The organism is Nocardioides sp. YIM 152315 (genome assembly GCF_029210375.1).
Lineage (GTDB): Bacteria > Actinomycetota > Actinomycetes > Propionibacteriales > Nocardioidaceae > Nocardioides.
In genome coordinates, this window is sequence record NZ_JARGER010000017.1 from 47,212 (window position 1) to 66,993 (window position 19,782).

20 protein-coding genes are annotated in these 19,782 nt (G+C 73.2%); 16 read left to right on the forward strand and 4 right to left on the reverse strand.

The annotated features are described in order from the left end of the window. Positions 1–52 precede the first annotated feature (52 nt). From PZ894_RS05440 to PZ894_RS05475, 8 genes are read left to right on the forward strand one after another with little or no spacing between them, the layout of a single operon-like run. The gene (locus PZ894_RS05440) at positions 53–799 is read left to right on the forward strand and encodes a DUF4129 domain-containing protein (protein WP_275743204.1); all 747 of its coding nucleotides are present in this window, start codon (positions 53–55) and stop codon (positions 797–799) included. Continuing rightward, positions 796–1,266: a hypothetical protein gene (locus PZ894_RS05445; protein ID WP_275743206.1), complete on the forward strand. Its 471-nt coding sequence runs from the start codon at positions 796–798 to the stop codon at positions 1,264–1,266. Before PZ894_RS05440 ends, PZ894_RS05445 begins: the two co-directional genes overlap by 4 nt. Then, positions 1,266–2,249 carry a MoxR family ATPase gene (locus PZ894_RS05450; RefSeq protein WP_275743208.1) on the forward strand — a complete coding sequence of 328 codons (984 nt, stop codon included), beginning with the start codon at positions 1,266–1,268 and terminating at the stop codon, positions 2,247–2,249. Before PZ894_RS05445 ends, PZ894_RS05450 begins: the two co-directional genes overlap by 1 nt. Beyond that, on the forward strand, positions 2,246–3,568 hold the full coding sequence (locus tag PZ894_RS05455) for a DUF58 domain-containing protein (protein WP_275743210.1): 1,323 nt from the start codon (positions 2,246–2,248) through the stop codon (positions 3,566–3,568). Before PZ894_RS05450 ends, PZ894_RS05455 begins: the two co-directional genes overlap by 4 nt. Next, positions 3,565–4,092, forward strand: coding sequence for a hypothetical protein (locus tag PZ894_RS05460; protein WP_275743212.1), 528 nt, complete (start codon positions 3,565–3,567; stop codon positions 4,090–4,092). Before PZ894_RS05455 ends, PZ894_RS05460 begins: the two co-directional genes overlap by 4 nt. Then, complete coding sequence (locus tag PZ894_RS05465; protein WP_275743214.1) at positions 4,089–4,424, forward strand: MGMT family protein; 336 nt, start codon at positions 4,089–4,091, stop codon at positions 4,422–4,424. Before PZ894_RS05460 ends, PZ894_RS05465 begins: the two co-directional genes overlap by 4 nt. Positions 4,425–4,466: 42 nt before the next feature. Further along, positions 4,467–5,480 (forward strand): ATP-binding cassette domain-containing protein, encoded by a 1,014-nt coding sequence (locus PZ894_RS05470; protein WP_275743216.1) that lies wholly within the window; start codon positions 4,467–4,469, stop codon positions 5,478–5,480. Further along, the gene (locus PZ894_RS05475; RefSeq protein WP_275743218.1) at positions 5,480–6,289 is read left to right on the forward strand and encodes an ABC transporter permease; all 810 of its coding nucleotides are present in this window, start codon (positions 5,480–5,482) and stop codon (positions 6,287–6,289) included. The genes PZ894_RS05470 and PZ894_RS05475 overlap by 1 nt, the downstream gene beginning before the upstream one ends. A 22-nt stretch (positions 6,290–6,311) precedes the next feature. Here PZ894_RS05475 and PZ894_RS05480 read toward each other — a convergent pair whose 3' ends face one another. The 3 genes from PZ894_RS05480 to PZ894_RS05490 are packed head-to-tail and all read right to left on the reverse strand — an operon-like array spanning position 6,312 to position 9,810. Then, positions 6,312–7,703: a DUF1116 domain-containing protein gene (locus PZ894_RS05480; protein ID WP_275743220.1), complete on the reverse strand. Its 1,392-nt coding sequence runs from the start codon at positions 7,701–7,703 to the stop codon at positions 6,312–6,314. Next, entirely contained in the window at positions 7,700–9,112 is a 1,413-nt protein-coding gene (locus tag PZ894_RS05485) for an FdrA family protein (RefSeq protein WP_275743222.1), read from the reverse strand. Before PZ894_RS05485 ends, PZ894_RS05480 begins: the two co-directional genes overlap by 4 nt. Further along, a complete protein-coding gene (locus PZ894_RS05490; protein ID WP_275743224.1) occupies positions 9,109–9,810 on the reverse strand; it encodes a DUF2877 domain-containing protein in 702 nt (233 codons plus the stop codon). The genes PZ894_RS05485 and PZ894_RS05490 overlap by 4 nt, the downstream gene beginning before the upstream one ends. A gap of 75 nt (positions 9,811–9,885) precedes the next feature. On the opposite strand from PZ894_RS05490, the gene PZ894_RS05495 reads away from it, so the two are divergent. The 7 genes from PZ894_RS05495 (at position 9,886) to PZ894_RS05525 (ending at position 18,579) form a co-directional block, all read left to right on the forward strand. Further along, positions 9,886–11,190 carry a helix-turn-helix domain-containing protein gene (locus PZ894_RS05495; RefSeq protein ID WP_275743225.1) on the forward strand — a complete coding sequence of 435 codons (1,305 nt, stop codon included), beginning with the start codon at positions 9,886–9,888 and terminating at the stop codon, positions 11,188–11,190. Positions 11,191–11,397: 207 nt separating this feature from the next. Next, the gene (locus tag PZ894_RS05500; protein WP_275743227.1) at positions 11,398–12,762 is read left to right on the forward strand and encodes a solute carrier family 23 protein; all 1,365 of its coding nucleotides are present in this window, start codon (positions 11,398–11,400) and stop codon (positions 12,760–12,762) included. Next, the gene (locus tag PZ894_RS05505; RefSeq protein ID WP_275743229.1) at positions 12,759–13,601 is read left to right on the forward strand and encodes an FAD binding domain-containing protein; all 843 of its coding nucleotides are present in this window, start codon (positions 12,759–12,761) and stop codon (positions 13,599–13,601) included. Before PZ894_RS05500 ends, PZ894_RS05505 begins: the two co-directional genes overlap by 4 nt. A 67-nt stretch (positions 13,602–13,668) precedes the next feature. After that, a complete protein-coding gene (locus tag PZ894_RS05510) occupies positions 13,669–14,154 on the forward strand; it encodes a (2Fe-2S)-binding protein (RefSeq protein WP_275743231.1) in 486 nt (161 codons plus the stop codon). Then, a complete protein-coding gene (cutA, locus tag PZ894_RS05515) occupies positions 14,151–16,562 on the forward strand; it encodes an aerobic carbon-monoxide dehydrogenase large subunit (RefSeq protein ID WP_275743233.1) in 2,412 nt (803 codons plus the stop codon). The genes PZ894_RS05510 and cutA overlap by 4 nt, the downstream gene beginning before the upstream one ends. Then, positions 16,559–17,197, forward strand: coding sequence for a carbon monoxide dehydrogenase subunit G (locus PZ894_RS05520; protein ID WP_275743235.1), 639 nt, complete (start codon positions 16,559–16,561; stop codon positions 17,195–17,197). The genes cutA and PZ894_RS05520 overlap by 4 nt, the downstream gene beginning before the upstream one ends. Next, positions 17,194–18,579, forward strand: coding sequence for an amidase (locus tag PZ894_RS05525; protein WP_275743237.1), 1,386 nt, complete (start codon positions 17,194–17,196; stop codon positions 18,577–18,579). The genes PZ894_RS05520 and PZ894_RS05525 overlap by 4 nt, the downstream gene beginning before the upstream one ends. A 31-nt stretch (positions 18,580–18,610) precedes the next feature. Here PZ894_RS05525 and PZ894_RS05530 read toward each other — a convergent pair whose 3' ends face one another. Next, positions 18,611–18,994 (reverse strand): TetR family transcriptional regulator C-terminal domain-containing protein, encoded by a 384-nt coding sequence (locus tag PZ894_RS05530; protein ID WP_275743239.1) that lies wholly within the window; start codon positions 18,992–18,994, stop codon positions 18,611–18,613. 112 nt (positions 18,995–19,106) lie between these two features. On the opposite strand from PZ894_RS05530, the gene PZ894_RS05535 reads away from it, so the two are divergent. Continuing rightward, positions 19,107–19,625 (forward strand): zinc-binding dehydrogenase, encoded by a 519-nt coding sequence (locus PZ894_RS05535; RefSeq protein WP_275743242.1) that lies wholly within the window; start codon positions 19,107–19,109, stop codon positions 19,623–19,625. Positions 19,626–19,782: the final 157 nt, after the last annotated feature.

Sequence of the window (19,782 nt, forward strand, 5' to 3'; positions counted from 1 at the left end):
GTGACCTCCGGATCCACGCACGCGGCCCGGGACGGCGGGTAGGTTTCCGCGCATGACCGCTCGGCGTGCCGGCACCGTGGCCGTGACGTTGGTGTCGGTCGGTGTCGTGCTCGCGGTGCTGCTGGTCACCTGGGCCGCGTCAATCGGCCCCCACGACGTGCTCCGCGGCGAGGGGTGGCAGCCCGAGACCACGGTGTCGCCCACGCCCGCCGACGGCGCCGCGACCGCGCAGGCACAGCCCGACCCCGACGACGCCGAGACCGTCCCCCACAACGAGGGTCTGCTGCACGTGCTCGCCCTGGTCCTCAACGTCGCGGCGGCCGTCCTCGCGGCCTGGCTGCTCGTCCGCCTGACCCGCTGGACGCGCCGCGCCCGGCGCGAACGCCGCCGCCGGATCGCCCGGCAGCGAGCGCTGGGGGGCGCGGAGTTCGACGTCATGGAGCCGGGCGCCGCCGTCGCCCGCGACCTACTGGCCGACGCTGACGCCCAGCGCGACCTGCTGAGCGGCGGCACGCCGCGCAACGCCGTGGTCGCGTGCTGGCACCGGTTCGAGGTCACGGCGGCCGCGGCCGGCATCGAGCGGAAGCCGTGGGAGACGTCGTCGGAGTACACCCTGCGCATCCTCGACCTGGTCGCCGCCGACACCGCGGCGGTCGGTCGCCTGGCGGGGCTCTACCGGGAGGCGCGCTTCTCCGAGCACGACCTCAGCGAGGACGACCGGTCGGCGGCGCTCGCGGCCCTCGACGAGGTGCACCGCACGATCCGGGCGCCCGTCCCGGCGAGCCGGGTGCCCGCATGAGGAGTCGGTGGTGGCCGCGCGTCCTGGGCGCGGCGGCGGCGTTCGCCGGGTTCGAGGTGCTGCTGACCGTCATCGACGCCGACCCCGACCCGGTGCGGCTGGCGCTGCTGGTCGCGATCTGCACCGCCCTGCTCGGGCTGGTCCTCGACGCGCTCGGGGGAGCGGAGCCGTCGTGGCGCGTGGACGTCGAACGGCCGTCGGTCCGCGAGAGCGGCGATCCGCGGCTGGTGCGGTACGTCGCCCTCATCGAGGCCCATCTCTCCGCCCGCACCGCCGAGCACGCCCTGCGCGACCGGCTCGCGCTGCTCACCGACCAGGTGCTGCGCCAGCGCCACGGACTGCGCCGCGACGACCCCGCCGCCGAGGCGCTGCTCGACCCGGAGCTGCTCGGCGTACTCTCCGGACCGCCGCGGCGTCTCGCCCGCGCCGAGATCGACCGCTGCCTGACCGCCATCGAGGAGCTGTGATGACCGAGCCCGCCGCCCTACCTCTCAGCGTCGTCGAGGCCGCCGAGCTCGCCGGCCGGGTGCTGACCGAGGTCGAGAAGGCGATCGTCGGCAAGCGCGAGGCGCTCATGCAGGTGCTGGCCGCGGTGCTGGCGAAGGGACACGTGCTGCTCGAGGACTACCCCGGCCTGGGCAAGACGCTGGCGGCCCGGTCGTTCGCGCAGGCGCTCGGCCTGGAGTTCCGCCGCGCCCAGTTCACCCCCGACCTGCTGCCGGCCGACCTCACCGGGTCGTTCATCTACGACCAGCGCGAGGCGCGCTTCGACTTCCGACCCGGGCCGCTCTTCACCGGGCTGCTCCTCGCCGACGAGATCAACCGGACCCCGCCCAAGACGCAGGCCGCCCTGCTCGAGGCGATGCAGGAGCGCCAGGTCACCGTCGAGGGGGAGACCTTCCCGCTGCCGGCGCCCTTCCACGTGATCGCGACGGCGAACCCGATCGAGTACGAAGGCACCTACCCGCTCCCGGAGGCCCAGCTCGACCGGTTCCTGCTGCGGGTCAGCTTCGGCTACCCCGCGCCGGGGGAGGAGTACGACGTGCTCGCCCGGCGCCTCGAGCGCCGCCAGGAGGAGGTCGAGCTGGAGCGGGTCACCGACGCCGCCGGGCTGCTCGCGATGCAGGCGGCCGTCGAGACCGTGACCGTCGACGAGAGCGTCGGGCGCTACTGCGTCGACCTCGCGACCTCCACCCGCACCCACGGCGACGTGCTCACCGGTGCCTCGCCCCGTGGGTCGCTGGGACTGGTGCTGGCCGCCCGTGCCTTCGCCCTGCTCCGGGGGCGCGACTACGTGATCCCCGAGGACGTGAAGGCCGTGTCGCGCTCCGTGCTGGCCCACCGGATCACGGTGCGTCCCGAGCTCTGGATGTCGGACGCCAGCGGTCGAGCGGTCGTCGACGCCGTCCTCTCCCAGGTCGCCACGCCAGCGACCCTCGAGCGCAGATGAGCTCGCTCGACGCCGTCTGGCACCCGACCGGCTCGCTCGGCCGCGCCGTCGTGGTGGCGGCGGTCGCGGTGTGTGGCGCGCTGCTGGTCGGGGACCCCTCGCTGCTCGTCGTCGCGGTGCCGTTCGTCGCGATCGCGACGCTCGGCCTGCTGCACCGGCCGGCCATGGCGCCGGCGCTGTCGCCGACGATCAGCGTCCGGCTCGACCACGGGATGCTCCACGAGGGCCAGGGCACCACCTCCCGGATGACGCTGACCGGCGCCGACGACGCGGAGTACCTCACCCGCGCCAGTGGACGCCCGCCGTACGTCGCGATGCGCCCGCACCACGGCCAGGTCGGCGCACTGCTCGCCGGCGCGGACGGCCCGGCGCCGCTCATCGAGGTCAGCCCGCGCCGCTGGGGCCGGCGGATCCTCGGCGAGGAGAAGGTCGCGCTGACGACGCCCTGGGCGGGCTACCGGTTCGGGCCCGTGCCGCTCGGTGGCCAGCAGGTGCGGGTGCTGCCGGCGACGTCGGCGTACGACTCGCGGGCCGAGGTCCCGCAGCCGTTGGGGCTGGTGGGCGCGCACCGGTCGCGACGGCCCGGTGGCGGCACGGAGCTGGCCGGGATCCGACCGTTCCTGCCCGGCGACCGGCTGCGCCGGGTCAACTGGCGCGTCTCGCTGCGCACCGGGGATCTCCACGTCGTGAGCACCCGCGCCGAGGAGGACAGCGGCGTGCTGCTGGTGGTCGACGCGCTCGCCGACCACGGCGCGTCCGGGGGCGTCGACGGCGCGTCCAGCAGCCTGGACCTCGCCGTGCGGGCGGCCGCCGCGATCGCCGAGCACCACGTGCGCTCCGGCGACCGGGTGGCGCTCCGGGTGGTCGGCCGCGGCCGGGAGCTGGTCGGCTTCGGCACCGGCGCGCGGCACCTGCGACGGCTGCACCACACGCTGGCGGCGGTGCGCCCGGGCGAGCTCGTCGGCGCGCCCGACGCCGGCGTGCTGCAGCTCGGCGTCACCGGCGGCACGGTCGTCATCCTGTTGTCCCCGATGCTGGCCGAGGCGACCGGCACGGTCGCCGCGACGCTGACCCGGCGCGGCGTGCCCGTGCTCGTCGTGGACACCCTGCCCGCCGACGTACGTCCGGGCGTCGCCGACGGCACCGACCCGGCCGTCGCCGCCCTCGCGTGGCGGATGCGCACCCTCGAGCGATCCGTGGTGCTGCAGCGGCTGGCCGCGCTGGGATGCCCGGTCGTGCCGTGGCGCGGCCCCGGCACGATCGACGAGGTGCTGCGCCGGCTCGCGCGCCGTGCCGAGTTGCCGAGGGTGGCGCGGTGACCGAGCTCGGCGAGCTCTCCCGCAGCCAGTTGGTGCTCCGGCTCGTCGTGCTCGTGGGGCCGGTCGTGGCCGTCCTGGCGGGCGGGCCGGCGGGCCACTGGCCGCCCTGGTGGGTCATCGCCGTGGTCGTCGGGCTCGCGGGCGGCTTCGCCGCCTTCCCGGAGTCTCCGGTCGGCGCGACCGCGATGCTGGCCGTGCTGGTCTGGTGGGCCGCCGGGCTCGACGACGGCCTGCACCCGGCGGTGCTCGTCGCCGCCGCCGCGCTGCTGGTCTCCCACGTGGCCGCGGTGCTCGCGTCGTACGGCCCCGGGGAGATGCCGGTGGACCCGGCGCTGGTGCGCCTGTGGGTGGTCCGCGGGGCGCTGCTGCTCGCGCCCGTCCCGCTGGTCTGGGGGCTCGCGCTGCTGCTGCGCGGCGAGCCCGAGGAGCCAGGTGTCTGGGTTGTCGGAGTCGCCGCCGGCCTGGTCGTCACCGTCGCCGCGGGAGTCGCGCTGACGTCGGAGCCGCGGAGGGAGGAGCAGTGAGCCTGGACCACGAGAGGTACGTCGAGCTCGTGCTGCGGTGCGTCGAGTCGGTGCCGCGCGGCCGCGTCACGACGTACGGCGCCATCGCGGAGGTCGTCGGAGCGGTGGTCGGTGGCGGCGGGCCGCGGCTGGTCGGGACCGTGATGGCCCACCACGGGGGACCGGTGCCCTGGTGGCGCGTGGTCCGGGCCGACGGGTCGCTGCCGCCGAGCCACCAGGGCGAGGCGCGGCAGGCCTACCTCGAGGAGGGCACCGCGCTGCGGCCGTCGGGGAACGTCGACCTGCGCGCCGCGTTCTGGCGTCCGCCGCCCCGGGAGCCGCGCCAGACCTAAGTCGGTGGTCGACTGTCGGTGGCGTGGGTCACAGTGGAGTGCATGGCGCTCGCGATCCGGGCCACCGGCCTTGTGAAGAAGTACGGCGACGTCGTCGCGCTCGACGGCCTCGACCTCGAGGTCGAGCAGGGCACGGTGATGGGGCTGCTCGGCCCCAACGGGGCCGGCAAGACCACGGCGGTGCGGGTGCTGACCACACTCCTGCGGCCCGACAGCGGGCGGGCCGAGGTCGCCGGGGTCGACGTGCTCGCGCGACCCAAGGAGCTGCGTCGGCGGATCGGGGTGTCGGGGCAGTACGCCGCGGTCGACGAGCACCTCACCGGGTTCGAGAACCTCGACATGGTGGGTCGGCTCTACCACCTCGGCGCCGGGGCGAGCAGGGCGCGTGCTCGAGAGCTCCTCGCGCAGTTCGACCTCGCGCACGCGGCCGAGCGGGTCGTGAAGGGCTGGTCGGGCGGGATGCGCCGCCGGCTCGACCTCGCCGGGGCGCTGGTCGCCCGCCCGCCGGTGCTCTTCCTCGACGAGCCGACGACCGGCCTCGACCCGCGCGGCCGGGTGGGCATGTGGGACGTGATCGAGGACCTCGTCCGCGGCGGCACCACGCTGCTGCTCACCACGCAGTACCTCGAGGAGGCCGACCGGCTGGCCGACCGGATCGCGGTCATCGACCAGGGCCGGGTGATCGCGCTCGGCACCGCCGACGAGCTGAAGTCGCAGGTGGGCGGCGAGCGCATCGAGGTCGTCGTGTCCACCGAGGAGCAGCTCGAGCCCGCGCGGCGCGAGGCCGCGCTCCTGTGCATCGACCAACCGTCGGTCGACGAGCGCGACCGACGGGTCACGGTGCCGGTGGCGGGCGGCACCCGGGACCTGGTGGAGCTGCTGGGCCGGCTCGACCGGGCCGGCATCGAGGTCCTCGAGGCCGGCCTGCGCCGGCCGACCCTCGATGACGTGTTCATGTCGCTGACCGGCCACCACGCCGAGGCCGAGCAGGCCGGCGAGGTGTCCGACGACCCCGACGACTCCGACGACTCCGACGACTCCGAGGGGGTGGCCTGATGTCCGCGGTGGCGGAGGCCGTCAGCGACGCCGCGGTGATCACCCGGCGCAACCTGCGCAAGATCCTCCGGGTGCCCGACGTGCTGGTCTTCACGACCCTGTCGCCGATCATGTTCGTGCTGCTGTTCGCCTACGTCTTCGGCGGCGCGATCGGCACCCAGGACACCGGCGTCGGCTACCGGGAGTTCCTCATCGCCGGCGTCTTCACCCAGACGGTCGTCTTCGGGTCGACGTTCACCGGCTACAGCCTGGCCGAGGACCTCCAGAAGGGGATCATCGACCGGTTCCGCTCGCTGCCGATGTCGACGTCGTCGGTTGTGGTCGGCCGCACGGTCTCCGACATCGGCATCAACGTGGTCAGCCTCTTCGTGATGAGCGTGACGGGCCTGATCGTCGGCTGGCGGATCCGCACGTCGGTGCTCGAGGCCGTCGCCGCCTACGTGCTGATCCTGCTGTTCGCGTTCGCGATCTCCTGGATCATGGCCGCGGTCGCGCTCACGGTGCGCACGCCCGAGGTGGTCAACAACGCCTCGTTCATCGTGATCTTCCCGCTGACCTTCTGTGCGAACACGTTCGTCTCGACCAGCACCCTGCCGGGCCCGCTCGAGACCTTCGCCAACTGGAACCCGGTCTCCTCGGTCACCCAGGCCGCGCGCGAGCTCTTCGGCAACGTCGACCCGGACGCTCCCGTCCCCGACGCGTGGCCGATGCAGCACCCGGAGGTCTACACGCTGATCTGGGTCGTGATCATCCTGGTCGTCTTCGTGCCGCTGTCGATCCGGCTCTACCAGCGGGCCGCGAGCAGGTAGCGACCGGTGCGCCGGGACCGGGCTACGCGCGCTCGCGGGTGCGCTCGGCCAGCCGGGCCAGCGCCTTCGGGAAGATCTCGGCCGGCGGGGTCACCAGCCCGGCGCCGACCTGGCCGACGCCGGCGACCTTGCCCGCCATGCCGGTGTTGATCTGCGGGAGGATCCCGGTCCGGCACACGCGGGTGACGTCGATGCCGGTCGGCGTGCCCTGGAACTCCAGCACGGGCACCGACCAGCGCGGGTTCTCACCGAGCGTGATCTCGTGCATCCGCCGGGTGGTGGCGAGCGCGTCGGGCACGGAGCCGCCGACGAAGCGCACGATCGCGGGCGCCGTCGCCATCGCGAAGCCGCCGATGCCGGCGGTCTCGGTGATCGCCGAGTCGCCGATGTCGGGGTTGGCGTCGTCGGGTCCGTAGGAGCCGAGGAAGAGGCCGTCGGCCAGCTGCGCTGGGCCGGTGAACCACTCGTCGCCGGTGCCGGAGACCTGGATGCCGAAGTCGGTGCCGTTGCGGGCCATCGCGACGACCATCGTCGAGCCGTCGATGCCGCGGGCCGCGTCGAGGGCGAGCTTGCACGCGGGCATCGCCAGGTTGAGGAAGAAGTGGTCGTTGCCGCCGATGAAGCGCAGCGCCTCCGCGACGTCGGCCGTGTCGGCACCGCTCGCGACCATCGCGGGGGAGAGGTCGCGCAGCAGCATCAGCGTGCCCGCGCGGTTGCGGTTGTGGGCCTCGTCGCCCATCTGCAGCATCTGGGTGAGGATCCCGGTCACGTCGACGTGGTCCGAGCCGCGGACGGCCTTCTGCAGCAGCGGGCCGAGCACGTCGCCCATCCAGCGCAGGCGCGTGAGCACCTCGGGGGAGTAGGCGCCGTACCGCAGCACCTTGCCGAGGCCCTCGTTGAGCGAGCAGTAGGTACGCCGGCCGGTGGCGGCGTCCTCGAGCACGAACATCCACATGCTCGGGGTCACGACGCCCGCCATCGGGCCGACGGCGGAGCGGTGGTGGCACGGCTCGAGCGTCACCGAGCTGCCGGACTCGAAGAGCGCGACCGCGTCCTCCGGGTCGTCGACGAGACCCTCGAGCGCGGCGCCGGCCATCAGCCCGCCGCGCAGCGGCCCGGACGCGCGGTCCCAGGCGATCGGCGGGCCGGCGTGCAGGAACTCGCCGCGCCGCAGGCCGACCACCTCCGACGCAGGCGCGACGTCGACCAGGGTCGCGGTGACGTCGAGCATCGCGGCGAGAGCGCGCTCGTTCGCCGTACGCCGCAGCGGGTCGGCCGCCACGGTCGCGAGGTCGTCCTCGGTGCCGGTCATCGGCGGCCGCCAGTCGACGCGCGTGACGGGGGTCGCCTGGTCGGCGACGGCGTCGGCGAGGAGGTCCGCGCCGACGTTGACGACCGATGCAGGGGTGCTCACTGGTTCGCTCCGATCAGCTCGAGGGCGCGGCGCGTGGCGCCGGCGTTGGACAGGTGCACCTCGGCACCGGCGTCGACCAGCGCGCGGACCTGCCGGGCTCGGCCCTGCGGGTCGCCGTCGGTGCCGACGACCGCCACGACGACAGGCTGCGACACGGCCGCGACGGCCGGGGCGAGCAGGGCCGCGGGGTCGGCCTCGGCGCCGTGGCCGAGCACCACGTCGAGCAGCACGACCCCGGTCTCCGGGTCGGCCGCGGCGCGGGCGAGGTGCTCGAGCCGCAGGCTCGGGTCGATCATCGGGTGCGCGCGGCCGGAGGTGTACTCGTCGTCGCCGAAGTCGACGAACGTGTGGCCGCCGCCGGTGCCGGCGATCAGCTGGGCCTCGCTCTTCAGCGTGCCGCCGACGAAGAGTCCGCGGATCACCCCACCGCTGACCCGCCCGAAAGTTTCGGGCGGGTCGGCGATCGGCCAGGTGGGCACGTCGCGGCCGAGCCGGCGCAGCACCGACTCGGCGGCGGCGGTGAGGTCGGGCCGACCCTCGCCGAGGAGCGCGAGCTCCACGGGCGTCGAGAGGCTCGCGGCGTACTCCTCGAGGTCGCTCGCCACGTCGGCGGCAGGAGGCTTGGAGATCACGACGATCAGCTCGATCGACGGGTCCTCGTCGAGGCGCCGCAGCGCCTCGCGGGTCGAGGCGCCGCGGACCTCCGACGACAGGTCGCGGCCGCCGACGCCGAGGGCCGAGCCGACACCCACGCCGGCGTGGTCGAGCAGCGCGAGCAGCTGCTGGCAGCCGGTGCCCGACGCGGCGACGATGCCGACCGGGCCGGGTGCGACGACGTTGGCGAAGCCCAGCCCCAGGCCTCCGACGACCGCGGTCCCGCAGTCGGGTCCCATCACCAGCACGCCGCGCTCGGCGGCCGCGCGCTTGAGGGCGACCTCCTGCCCGACCGGCACGTTGTCACTGAAGACCATCACGTCGCGACCGGCGTCGACGGCGTCCATCGCCTCGACCAGCGCGCTCGCGCCGGGCACGGAGACCAGCGCGACCGCGTCGTGGCCCGGGGTTCCAGAGGAGCGACGAAGCGCGCTCGCCGTCGTGCGCGGCGGCGCGACCTCGGTGGGTCCCTCGACCCGCCTCGTCGCGTCGCGCAGCGCCTGGTCGACCCCCGCCAACGCCGCGGTGAGGGCGTCGGCCGAGTCGAGCCGGAGCGCGACCACCATGTCGTTGGTCGTCGCCTCCGCGGGCACCTCGAAGCCCATCTCGGTCAGGACCTCGACGTTGAGGGCGGTCGCCATCGCGACCTGGGCGGCGAGGACGCCGTCGAGGCCCTGGACGGTGCGGCTGACCTGCAGCAGCGTGACGGAGTCGGCGTACGCGCCGGCCCGCAGCTCGACGTGTGAGTGGGTCATGCGGCAGCGCCTTCCGTGGGGGAGAGGTGGACGAGGGCCAGGCGGGCGCCCTGGAGCAGCCCGCGGCCGGAGGTGTGGCCGAGCGCGGACAGCGCGTCGGCGCGCGCCGGCTCGGCGGGGGTGCCGAGCGCGGCGAGCCAGAGGGCGAACTCGGGGATCACCTCGCCCCGCATCGCGCAGTCGAGTAGCGCGGCCGACAGCAGCGTGGTGCGGTCGCGGCAGGCCCGCACGGCGGTGTCGACCTCCGGGGTCGCGACGCCGGCGGCGCGGTGGGCGGCCAGCCAGCCGCACAGCACGTCGTCGTCGTACGGCGTGAGGCCGTCGCCCCGACCGACCATGGCCCGCACGTCGCCCGGGGGCGGCGCGGGCGCCGTCGCCCGGCTGCGCAGCGGCGGGACGTGGACCTCGACCAGCCGGCCGATCGCCATCGCGGCCGCGTCGCCGTGCGAGGCGAGGTGCAGGACGCCGTCGTCGACGTACGCCGTGTCGGCGTCTGGGACCGAGGCGGCGTCGGTGCGCAGCGCGCACGGCACCGCGACGGCGCGCCGCGAGACGACCCCGACGCACTGGCCGGCGACGTCGACGTAGACGGCGTCCCGACCGCGGTGGACGACCGGCACGGGGCCGTCGGGCGCGGCGCGGAGCAGGGTCCGCAGCCGCGGCGGCGCGCTGCACGGGACGGCGCGGGCGGGGGTCACCCCTCCGACGCTAGTCGGGGCGATTACGGTTTGGGGATGTCAGGTTGTGCCGACGCCGACTGCGAGGGAGTGCAAGTGTTGATAAGCGGGGACCGCGAGGAGCTCGCGAGTGCCGCCCTGGCCCGGGTCGATGCCCTGCACACGGGGCTGACCCAGATCGTGCTGGAGGGCGGCAACCTCGACGGCATCGCGGCCGAGGTGAGCCGGGTCCTCGGGGTCGGGGTCGCGTTCACCTCGACCGACGGGCGGGTGCGGGCCTCGGCGCTGTCGCCGGAGCTCGAGCAGGTGCTCGCCGACCACCAGCTGATGGACCCGACCGGCCGGGTCCGGGTCGAGCGCATCGACACCCACGGGACCGCGGTCGGGCCCGGTGCCGCGCACGTCTCCCGGGTCGCCGCGGGCGGCGCCGACCTCGGTCGGCTGGTCTGCCTGCGGCCCGACGAGCCGATCACCGCCGACGACGTGCACGCGCTCGAGCGCGCGGCGGCGGTCGCCGCGCTGCTGATCACCCGGGAGGCCGCGGTCTCGGCGGTCGAGAACAAGTACCAGGGCGACTTCCTCCGCGACGTGCTGCTGCGGCGCAGTGGCCGCTCGCAGGACCCGGCGTACGTCGGCGAGCACGCCGAGACCTTCGGCTGGGACCTCGAACGGCCGGTCGTGGTGGTGGTCGCCGAGCTCGACCCGGCCGAGCCGAACGACGTGAGCAGCAGCCAGCACCGGGTCTGGCAGGAGCGCTTCTCGGCCGCGTGGCGCCAGGTCTGCGGCTCGATCGGCGACGGCATCCCGAACGTCGACCTCTCCACCGAGGTCGTGGTGCTGCTTCCCCTGACCGACGACGGCACCGACGCGGAGAGCAAGGAGCCCGTGGCCGGCCACGACGTCGTACGCCGCGCGGTCACCGCCGTGGCCGGCGACCGGGGCGGCGGCCGGCGGCCGTTCTCCGTCGGCGTCAGCCGGGTGGCGACGTCGCTCGACGCGCTGCCGGCGGCGTACGCCCAGGCCCGGCGCGCGGTCGAGGTCGGTCGGCGCATCAGCGGAAGCCGGTCGACGACGTTCTTCGACCAGCTCGGGCTGCACCGCCTGATCGCGCTGATCCCCGACACCGCGGACGGAGCGGCCGAGCTGCGCGCCTTCGTCGAGGACGTGCTCGGCCCCCTGGCCGAGCCGACGACGGAGGCGGCCGACCTCCGCGAGACCCTCCAGGTGCTGCTCGACACGAACTTCAACGTCGCCGAGGCCGCCCGGATGCAGTTCTTCCACTACAACACGATGCGCTACCGGGTCTCCAAGCTCGAGCGGCTGCTCGGTCCGCTGTCGTCGGACCCACACCTGCGGCTCGACGTGGCGGTGGCCCTCCGGGTGTTGGAGATCGCGGCCTGATCTCGGCCTGATCGTCGGCCTGATCGTCGGCCTGATCGTCGGCAGGGCACCGGTGACGTCCCGGTGAACTCCCGGTGAGGGCGCGCCGACAAGTGCTGCCAGCCATGGCGGCGTTCCTTCGGCACTTGTGGCCGTTCAGGGTGTGTCATGGCTCTCATAGGTTGAGCAGGACTCGGGCCTGTCCTGACACCGAAAGGGTGCACTGTCATGTCGATGTTCAAGTGGGAGGTCGTCGACCCCCGACCCGGTGAGGCCGTCGGCCCTCGCCAACGGCTCCCGTGGGGCAAGACTGTGGGCGTCGGCGCCCAGCACGTCGTCGCCATGTTCGGCGCCACGTTCGTCTTCCCGATCGTCATGGGGTTGGACGCCAACCTCGCCATCATGTTCTCGGGCATCTGCACGATCCTCTTCCTGCTGATCACCAAGAACATGGTCCCGAGCTACCTCGGCACCAGCGCCTCGTTCGTCGCCGGTGTCGCGGCGATCCGCGCCGACGGCGGCGACTCCGCCGACGTCACCGGCGCCATCCTGGTCGCGGGCATCGTGCTCGCCCTGATCGGGCTCCTGGTGCACTTCGCGGGCGCCGGGCTGATCCACAAGGTGCTGCCGCCGGCGGTCACCGGTGCGGTCGTCATGCTGATCGGCTTCAACCTCGCGCCGGTCGTCGCGGGCACCTACTGGCCGGCCGACCAGTGGGTGGCGCTGCTGACCGCGACGTTCATGGTCGTCTGCGCCGTGCTGCTGCCCGGCTTCTGGTCGCGGATCGCGGTGCTCCTCGCGCTCGTCTTCGGCTACCTGATCTCGTGGATCTTCGACGGCGTCTTCGGCCAGATCACGTCCGTCCTCCCGGGCGCGGCCGAGGAGACCAGCCACGACCGCGTGTCGTGGGCCACCGTGAAGGCGGCCGACTGGATCGGCTTCCCGAGCGGCCAGCTCGCCGACGGCGTCGACGTCGTCCACGGCCCGAGCTTCTCGATGACCTTCATCCTCCTCGTGCTCCCGGGTGTGATCGCGCTGATCGCCGAGAACACCGGCCACGTCAAGGCCGTCGCCGAGATGACCGGCGAGAACCTCGACCCCTACATGGGTCGCGCGATCGGCGCCGACGGCGTCGCCACCGCGCTGGCCAGCGCCTTCGGTGGCTCGCCGACCACGACGTACGCCGAGAACATCGGCGTCATGGGCGCCACCCGCGTCTACTCGACCGCGGCCTACTACGTGGCCGCGATCGTCGCGATCCTGCTCGGTCTGTGCCCGAAGTTCGGTGCGATCGTCAACGCCACCCCGGGTGGGGTGCTCGGCGGCATCACCGTCGTGCTGTACGGCATGATCGGCCTGGTCGGCGCGAAGATCTGGGTCGAGAACAACGTGGACTTCGGCGACCCGGTCAACATGGTCGGACTCGCGGGCGGCATCATCGCCGGCATCGGCGGCGTGACCCTCGAGATCACCGACGACTTCGAGCTCGGCGGCATCGCCCTGGGCACGATCATGGTCATCGTCTACTACCACCTCGTGAACCGCCGTGACCGCGCAGATCGCAGCTCTGGAGAGGTGACGAAGGTCCTGTGAAGCCAGCACCGTTCGACTACCGCCGGCCGGAGACCGTCGCCGAGGCCGTCGCGGCCCTGGCCGGCGAGCCGAACGCCAAGGTGCTGGCAGGTGGCCAGAGCCTGGTCCCGCTGCTGTCGATGCGACTCGCCGCCCCGGCGATGCTCGTCGACATCAACGCGATCCCGGGCCTGGACACCATCGCGGTCGAGAGCGATGACAGGGACGGCGGCGTGCGGGTGGGTGCGCTCGCCCGACACTCCGCCGTCCTGGCCTCCGACGACGTACGCCGCGTGCAGCCGCTCGTCACGATGGCGCTCTCGCACGTCGCGCACGCCACGATCCGCAACCGCGGCACGACGGTCGGCTCGCTCGTGCACGCCGACGCCGCCGCGGAGATGCCGGTCGTGCTGACCCTGCTCGGCGGCTCCGTCGATGTCGAGGGGCCGGGCGGCCGGCGCACGATCCCGGCCTCGGAGCTGTACGTCGGACCGCTCGAGTCCTCGGTCGGCCACGACGAGGTCGCGGTGTCGGCGTACTTCCCGGGTCTCGCGCCCGGCGCCGGCGTCGCGTTCGAGGAGATCGCCCGCCGTCACGGCGACTACGCCCTCGTGGGTGCGGCCGCCCTCGTCGACGGTGAGACCGTGCGGGTCGGCTACCTCTCCGTCAGCGACGTGCCCGCGGTCGTCGACCTGACCGGCGTCGCCGACGCCGACCTCGGGGAGGCCGCGCTCGCGCAGCTGGAACCCCTGGACGACATTCACGCCACCGCCGACTACCGCGCCCAGCTGGTCCGCGTGCTCACCGGGCGGGTGGTTCGATCGGCACGACAGCACGCACAGAGAGAAGGAGCGCAGTGATCACCCCACGAAATCGCGGGCTTCCCCCGCTTCGCTCCTCCAGCCCACGATTCCGAGGGGACCCCGAGTGAGCGAGGAGCTCCACGACCTACGGGTGACGGTCAACGGCGCCACCCACGACATCCGGGTCCCCGCGCGGCGGCTGCTGTCGGACGCCCTGCGCCACGACCTCGGGCTCACCGGAACCCACGTCGGCTGCGAGCACGGCGTCTGCGGCGCCTGCACGATCCTGGTCGACGGGGCGCCGACGCGCGCGTGCCTGATGTTCGCTGTCTCCGCGCAGGGTGCCGAGATCACGACCGTCGAGGGCCTGACCAACGCCGATGGCTCTCTCGGCCCGGTGCAGCAGGCGTTCGCCGAGTGCCACGGCCTGCAGTGCGGCTTCTGCACGCCGGGCTTCCTGACCACGATCACCGCCGGCCTGCGCGACAACCCCCGGCCCACGCACGAGGAGGCCCGCGACATGGTCGCCGGCAACCTGTGCCGCTGCACCGGCTACCAGAACATCGTGAAGGCGGTCGAGCGCGCCGCGGAGATCCAGGCGAACGCATGACCACCAAGCTGATGGGCCAGAAGGTCCAGCGCGTCGAGGACCAGCGCTTCCTGCGCGGCCAGGGCCGGTACGTCGACGACGTCGCCGTCGAGCCCCCCGGAAGTCCACGGAGCGTCCTGCACGCCGCCGTCCTGCGGTCGCCGCACGCGCACGCCCGCATCCTCGACATCGACGTGTCCGACGTGCTCGACGTCGAAGGCGTGCACGCGGTCTACACCTACGACGACCTCGCGTCGTGCACTCCGCAGATGGCTGAGCCGCTGCCGCTGCTGATCCCGCACCCCGCGCTCACCCACGGTCGCACCCAGTACGCGCTGGCGAAGGATGAGGTCAACTACGTCGGCGAGGCGATCGCGTTCGTGGTGGCCGACGACCGCTACCTCGCCGAGGACGCCGTGTCCCGGATCCGGGTCGACTACGAGTTCCTGACGCCCGTGGTGGGCATCGACGCCGCCCGTGCCGCCACGGCACTGGTGCACGACGACGTGCCCGGCAACGTCGGTGCGCGCATGGAGCAGACCGTCGGCGACGCGCCGGCCGCCATCGCGAAGGCGCCGCACCGTCTCGAGCTCGACCTCACCGTCGAGCGCAGCGCCTGCATGCCGATGGAGGGCCGCGGCACCGTGGCCCGCTGGGACCCCGACCTCAGCCGGCTCCAGCTGTGGACGTCGACCCAGAGCTCGACCGGCGTCCGCGCGGCCGTGGCGGTCAAGATGGGTCTCGACCTCGGCCAGGTCGACGTGATCACCCCCGACGTGGGTGGCGGCTTCGGCGTCAAGATCAACCACCCGTGGCCCGAGGAGCTCCTCGTGCCGATGGCGGCCAGGGCGCTGGGTCGCACGGTGAAGTTCACCGAGGACCGCCGCGAGCACTTCATCTCCTCAGCCCACGAGCGCGGCCAGGTGCAGCACATCGAGGTCGGCTTCGACGACGACGGACGCCTGCTCGGGCTGGACGTTGAGTTCTGGCACGACCACGGCGCGTTCACGCCGTACGGTCTGATCGTCCCGATCATCACCTCGACGCAGCTGCTCGGGCCCTACAAGCCGCAGAACTACCGGGTCGTCTTCGAGTCGCTCTACACCAACACGGTGATCGTCACGCCCTACCGCGGCGCCGGCCGCCCCCAGGGCTGCTACGCGATGGAGCGCACGATGGACGCGATCGCGAAGTACCTCGGCAAGGATCGCGCCGACGTGCGCGCGGTGAACTTCATCCAGCCCGACGAGTTCCCCTACGACCAGGGCCTGATCTTCCAGGACGGCCGCGAGCTGGAGTACGACTCCGGCGACTACCCGGCATCCCTGGAGAAGATCAAGAAGCTCGTCGGCTGGGAGGAGTTCCCGGCGTTCAAGGCGGAGATGGCCGCACAGGGCCGCAAGGTCGGCATCGGCCTCGCCTGCTACGTCGAGGGCACCGGCGTCGGCCCCTACGAGGGCGCCCACGTGCACATCGAGACCTCGGGCAGGGTCAAGGTGGCGACCGGCCTGACCACGCAGGGCCAGGGCCACGCCACGGTCTTCGCGCAGCTGGTCGCCGACGAGCTCGGGTGCTCGTTCGAGGACGTCGAGGTCGTCACCGGCGACACCCGCCGGATGCCGTACGCCGTGGGCACGTTCGCCTCGCGCGCCGCGGTGATGAGCGGCTCCGCCATCCATCTCGCCGCCAAGCGAGCCAAGGAGAAGGTGCTCAAGATCGCCGCCGAGGCGCTCGAGGCCGACGAGTCGGACCTCCAGATCGTCGGCGGCGTCGTGTCGGTGAAGGGCTCGCCCGGCACCTCGATCGACCTCGGCACGGTGTCGGTGCTGTCCAACCCGCTGCGCTACGCCTTCGACGAGAAGTCCAAGGCCGCCACCCAGTTCTCCGTCGGCGACCCCGGCAAGCCGCCGGTGGCCGAGGACGACGAGCCCGGGCTCGAGGGCAAGGACTTCTACTCGCCCGAGCGTGCGACGTTCGCCTCCGGCATGCACGCCGTCATCGTCGAGACCGACCCGGAGACGGCCGAGATCACGATCCTCAAGTACGCCGTCGTCCACGACTGCGGCCACCTGATTAACCCGATGATCGTCGAGGGTCAGATCCACGGTGGCGTCGCCCAGGGCATCGGGGGGGCGCTCTACGAGCGGATGGCGTACGACGACTCGGGCCAGCTGCTCAACGCGTCGTTCATGGACTTCCTGATGCCCTACGTCACCGAGATCCCCGACGGCATCGACATCGACCACCTCGAGACGCCGTCTCCGCTCAACCCACTCGGCATCAAGGGCGCCGGCGAGGCCGGAGTCATCCCGTCGGCCGCCGTGTTCGCCGCCGCGATCGAGGACGCCGAGGGCATCCCGATCACCGCGATGCCGATCTCCCCGTCCGAACTGTTCACCCTCCGCCACTCCCGGGAGCACTCCGCATGAAGATCGCCGGTTCCAACGTCGTCGAGTTCCCCGTCGCGACGGTCTGGGACGCCCTGCTCGACCCGCGCGTCCTGGTCGCGACCATCCCCGGCTGCTCGGCGCTGACGGCCACGGGCGAGAACGCTTACGACATGACCGTCACCGCGGGCGTCGCCGCGATCAAGGGCACCTACCAGGGCCAGTGCACGCTCTCGGACCTCAAGGACCACGAGTCACTGGTGATGCGGCTGTCGGGCGCCGGCGCGCCGGGCACCATCGACGCGACCGTGCAGGTCCGCTTCGACGAGGCCGAACCGGGCGTCACCCGCATCGACTACGAGGCCGACGCCGTCGTCGGCGGCATGGTCGGCGGTGTCGGCCAGAGGATGCTGACCAGCGTGTCGAAGCGGATGGCCGGCGAGTTCTTCGGCAACGTCTCGAAGGCGATCGCGGCCCCGGCCGCCCCTGCTGCTGCGCAGGGAGGCGCCCCGGCGTCGACCAACGCCGAGTCCCTCGCGCCCGCGCTGGGCACCGTGTTCTCCGGTCCCGCGAAGACCGCCGTCTCCTCCCAGGACGACTTCCTCAAGGGCATCGCGGTCGGCGCCGGACTGGTCGTGCTCGGCGTCGTCGTCGGACGGCTCTTCGGCCGCCGATGAGCATCACCGTCGAGTCGACGGCCCGCGACCAGGTCGCGGCCGTACGCCGCCGCGAGATCTCGGCGCGCGAGCTGCTGGAGCTGCACCTGGCGCGGATCGCCGAGTGCAACCCGCGGCTCAACGCGATCGTGTCGCTCGACGAGGAGCGGGCTCGGACCGGCGCGGCGGAGGCGGACGAGCAGCTGGCGTCCGGCGCCGACGTGGGACCCCTGCACGGACTGCCGTTCGCGTTCAAGGACACCCACGCCGTGGCCGGGTGGCGCACGACGTACGGCTCGCCGCTCTTCGCCGACCACGTACCCGACCGCGACGAGCTGCTCGTGGAGCGGGTACGCCGCGCCGGCGCGGTCACCATCGGCAAGACGAACGTGCCCGAGTTCGCCGCCGGGTCCCACACGTTCAACACCGTCTTCGGCACGACGCTGAACCCGGTCGACCCGACCCGGTCGGCGGGCGGGTCGAGCGGGGGAGCGGCGTGCGCGCTCGCCTCCGGCATGGTGCCGCTCGCCGACGGCTCCGACATGGGCGGCTCGCTGCGCAACCCCGCGTCGTTCTGCGGCGTGGTCGGCCTGCGACCGTCGCTCGGCCGGGTGCCGGAGTGGCCGCTCTACAACCAGTGGGAGACCACCTCAGTCGGTGGCCCGATGGCTCGCAACGTGGGTGACCTCGCCCTGCTGCTCTCGGTGCTCGCCGGGCCCGACACCCGTGCGCCGCACGGGCTGGGCGAGCCCGGGTCGGCGTTCGCGCCGCCGGTCAGCGGCTCACTCTCCGGGCTGCGGGTCGCGCTCTCCGCCGACCTCGGTGGCGGGTTCGAGGTCGACGACGAGGTCGCCGCGATCGTGGCCGCGTCGGCCGAGGTGTTCGCCGGCGCGGGCGCCGCGGTCGAGAGCGCGCACCCCGCGCTGGACGAGGCCGACGACACGTTCCGCACCCTGCGGGCGTGGCACTTCCAGGCCAAGTTCGGCACGCTGCTGGCCGAGCACCCGGAGTCCTTCAAGCAGTCCCTGGCCGACAACATCCGGGCCGGCGAGTCGCTCACCGGTGCCGACGTCGCGCGCGCCTACCACCAGCGGACCCTCCTCTCGGAGCGGATGCGCGAGTTCTTCGAGTCCCACGACGTCCTCGTCCTCCCGGTGTCGCAGGTGCCGCCGTTCCCGGCCGACCAGGAGTTCCCCACCGAGATCAACGGGCGCCCGATGGAGACCTACCTCGACTGGATGCGCGCGGCCTACTTCATCACCGTCACCGGCTGCCCGGCGATCTCCGTGCCCTTCCGCACCACGGCCCGCGGGCTGCCCGTCGGCATCCAGATCGTCGCCGCCCACGGCCGCGACCGCTTCCTGCTCGAGGTGGCCGCGGCGTTCGAGGCCGCCGTCGGCTGAGGCTGCGTGCAGACCCGGGCGTCCGGCCCGCTCACCCAGCGGAGAGGCTCTCGATGTGCGCGAGCGCCATGTCGATCGACGTGGCCATCGGCGTGACGTCGTGCTCGGTCTGCGCCAGCAGGTAGCCGCCCTGGAGGGCGGCCATGAGACCGGTCGCCAGCCGGTCGACCGGCGCCTCGGGCGGGAGGGCGCCGCCGTCCCGAAGCCTGCGCAGCACGCCCGCGAGGAGCTCCTGCCACTCGGCGAACAGTTGCGACAGGGCCTGGCGCGCGAGCGCGTCGTGGTCGGAGACCTCGGATGCCAGGGCGCCGAGCGCGCAGCCGTAGGTGAGCCGGCCGGAGTCGTGACGGCCCTCGGGTACGGCACGACCGGCCCGCAGGTCGGACAGCGGGTGTTCGGCCTCGCGGACTGGCATCGAGACGGCACCCTGGCCGAGTACGCCGCGATCGAGGCGCGCAACCTCGCGACCTGCCGGACGAGGTCGACTTCGCGGCAGGCGCGTCCCTGCCGATCTCCGGTCTCACCGCGTGGCAGGGGCTCTTCCAGCACGGCCGCCTCCAGCCGGGCCAGGGCGTCCTCGCGCACGGCGCGGCCGGCGCCGTCGGCAGGATGGTGACGCAGCTCGCCCGCGAGTCGGCGCCCACGTCATCGGCACTGGGCGTGCCGCCGACCGTGAGGAGGCGCTCGACTTCGGCGCGCAGGAGTTCGTCGACCTCGAGATCGACGCGCTCGAAGACATCGGCGAGGTCGACCTGGTCTTCGACGTCATCGGCGGCGACGTACAGAAGCGGTCGGCGGACCGAGTCAAGGCCGGAGGAACACTCGTCTCCGTCGTCGGTCCGGTCGAGTCCCGCCCGGCAGACGGCACGGCAGTGGACTTCGTCGTCGAGGCCGATCGCGCCCAGCTCGGGGAGATCGTGGCGCGGGTCCGGGACGGACGACTGCGACCGAACATCGGAACGATCGCGACCCTCGACGAGGCCGTCGCAGCCCTCAACTCCACCGAGCGACGCCACGGGAAGACGATCATCGTCGTTCGTCCGTGAGGACCTCGCGCGGTCGGGTCTACGGAGCGGATGAGTTCCGCATCGATGGTCGGCGGGTCACGTGCGTCGGTGGAACTGGACCTTGCCGGTGGGCAGGGAGGTGGTGTCGTAGCTGGGGTCGTGGGCGCGGTTGTGGTGCCAGTGGCAGAGGCTGACG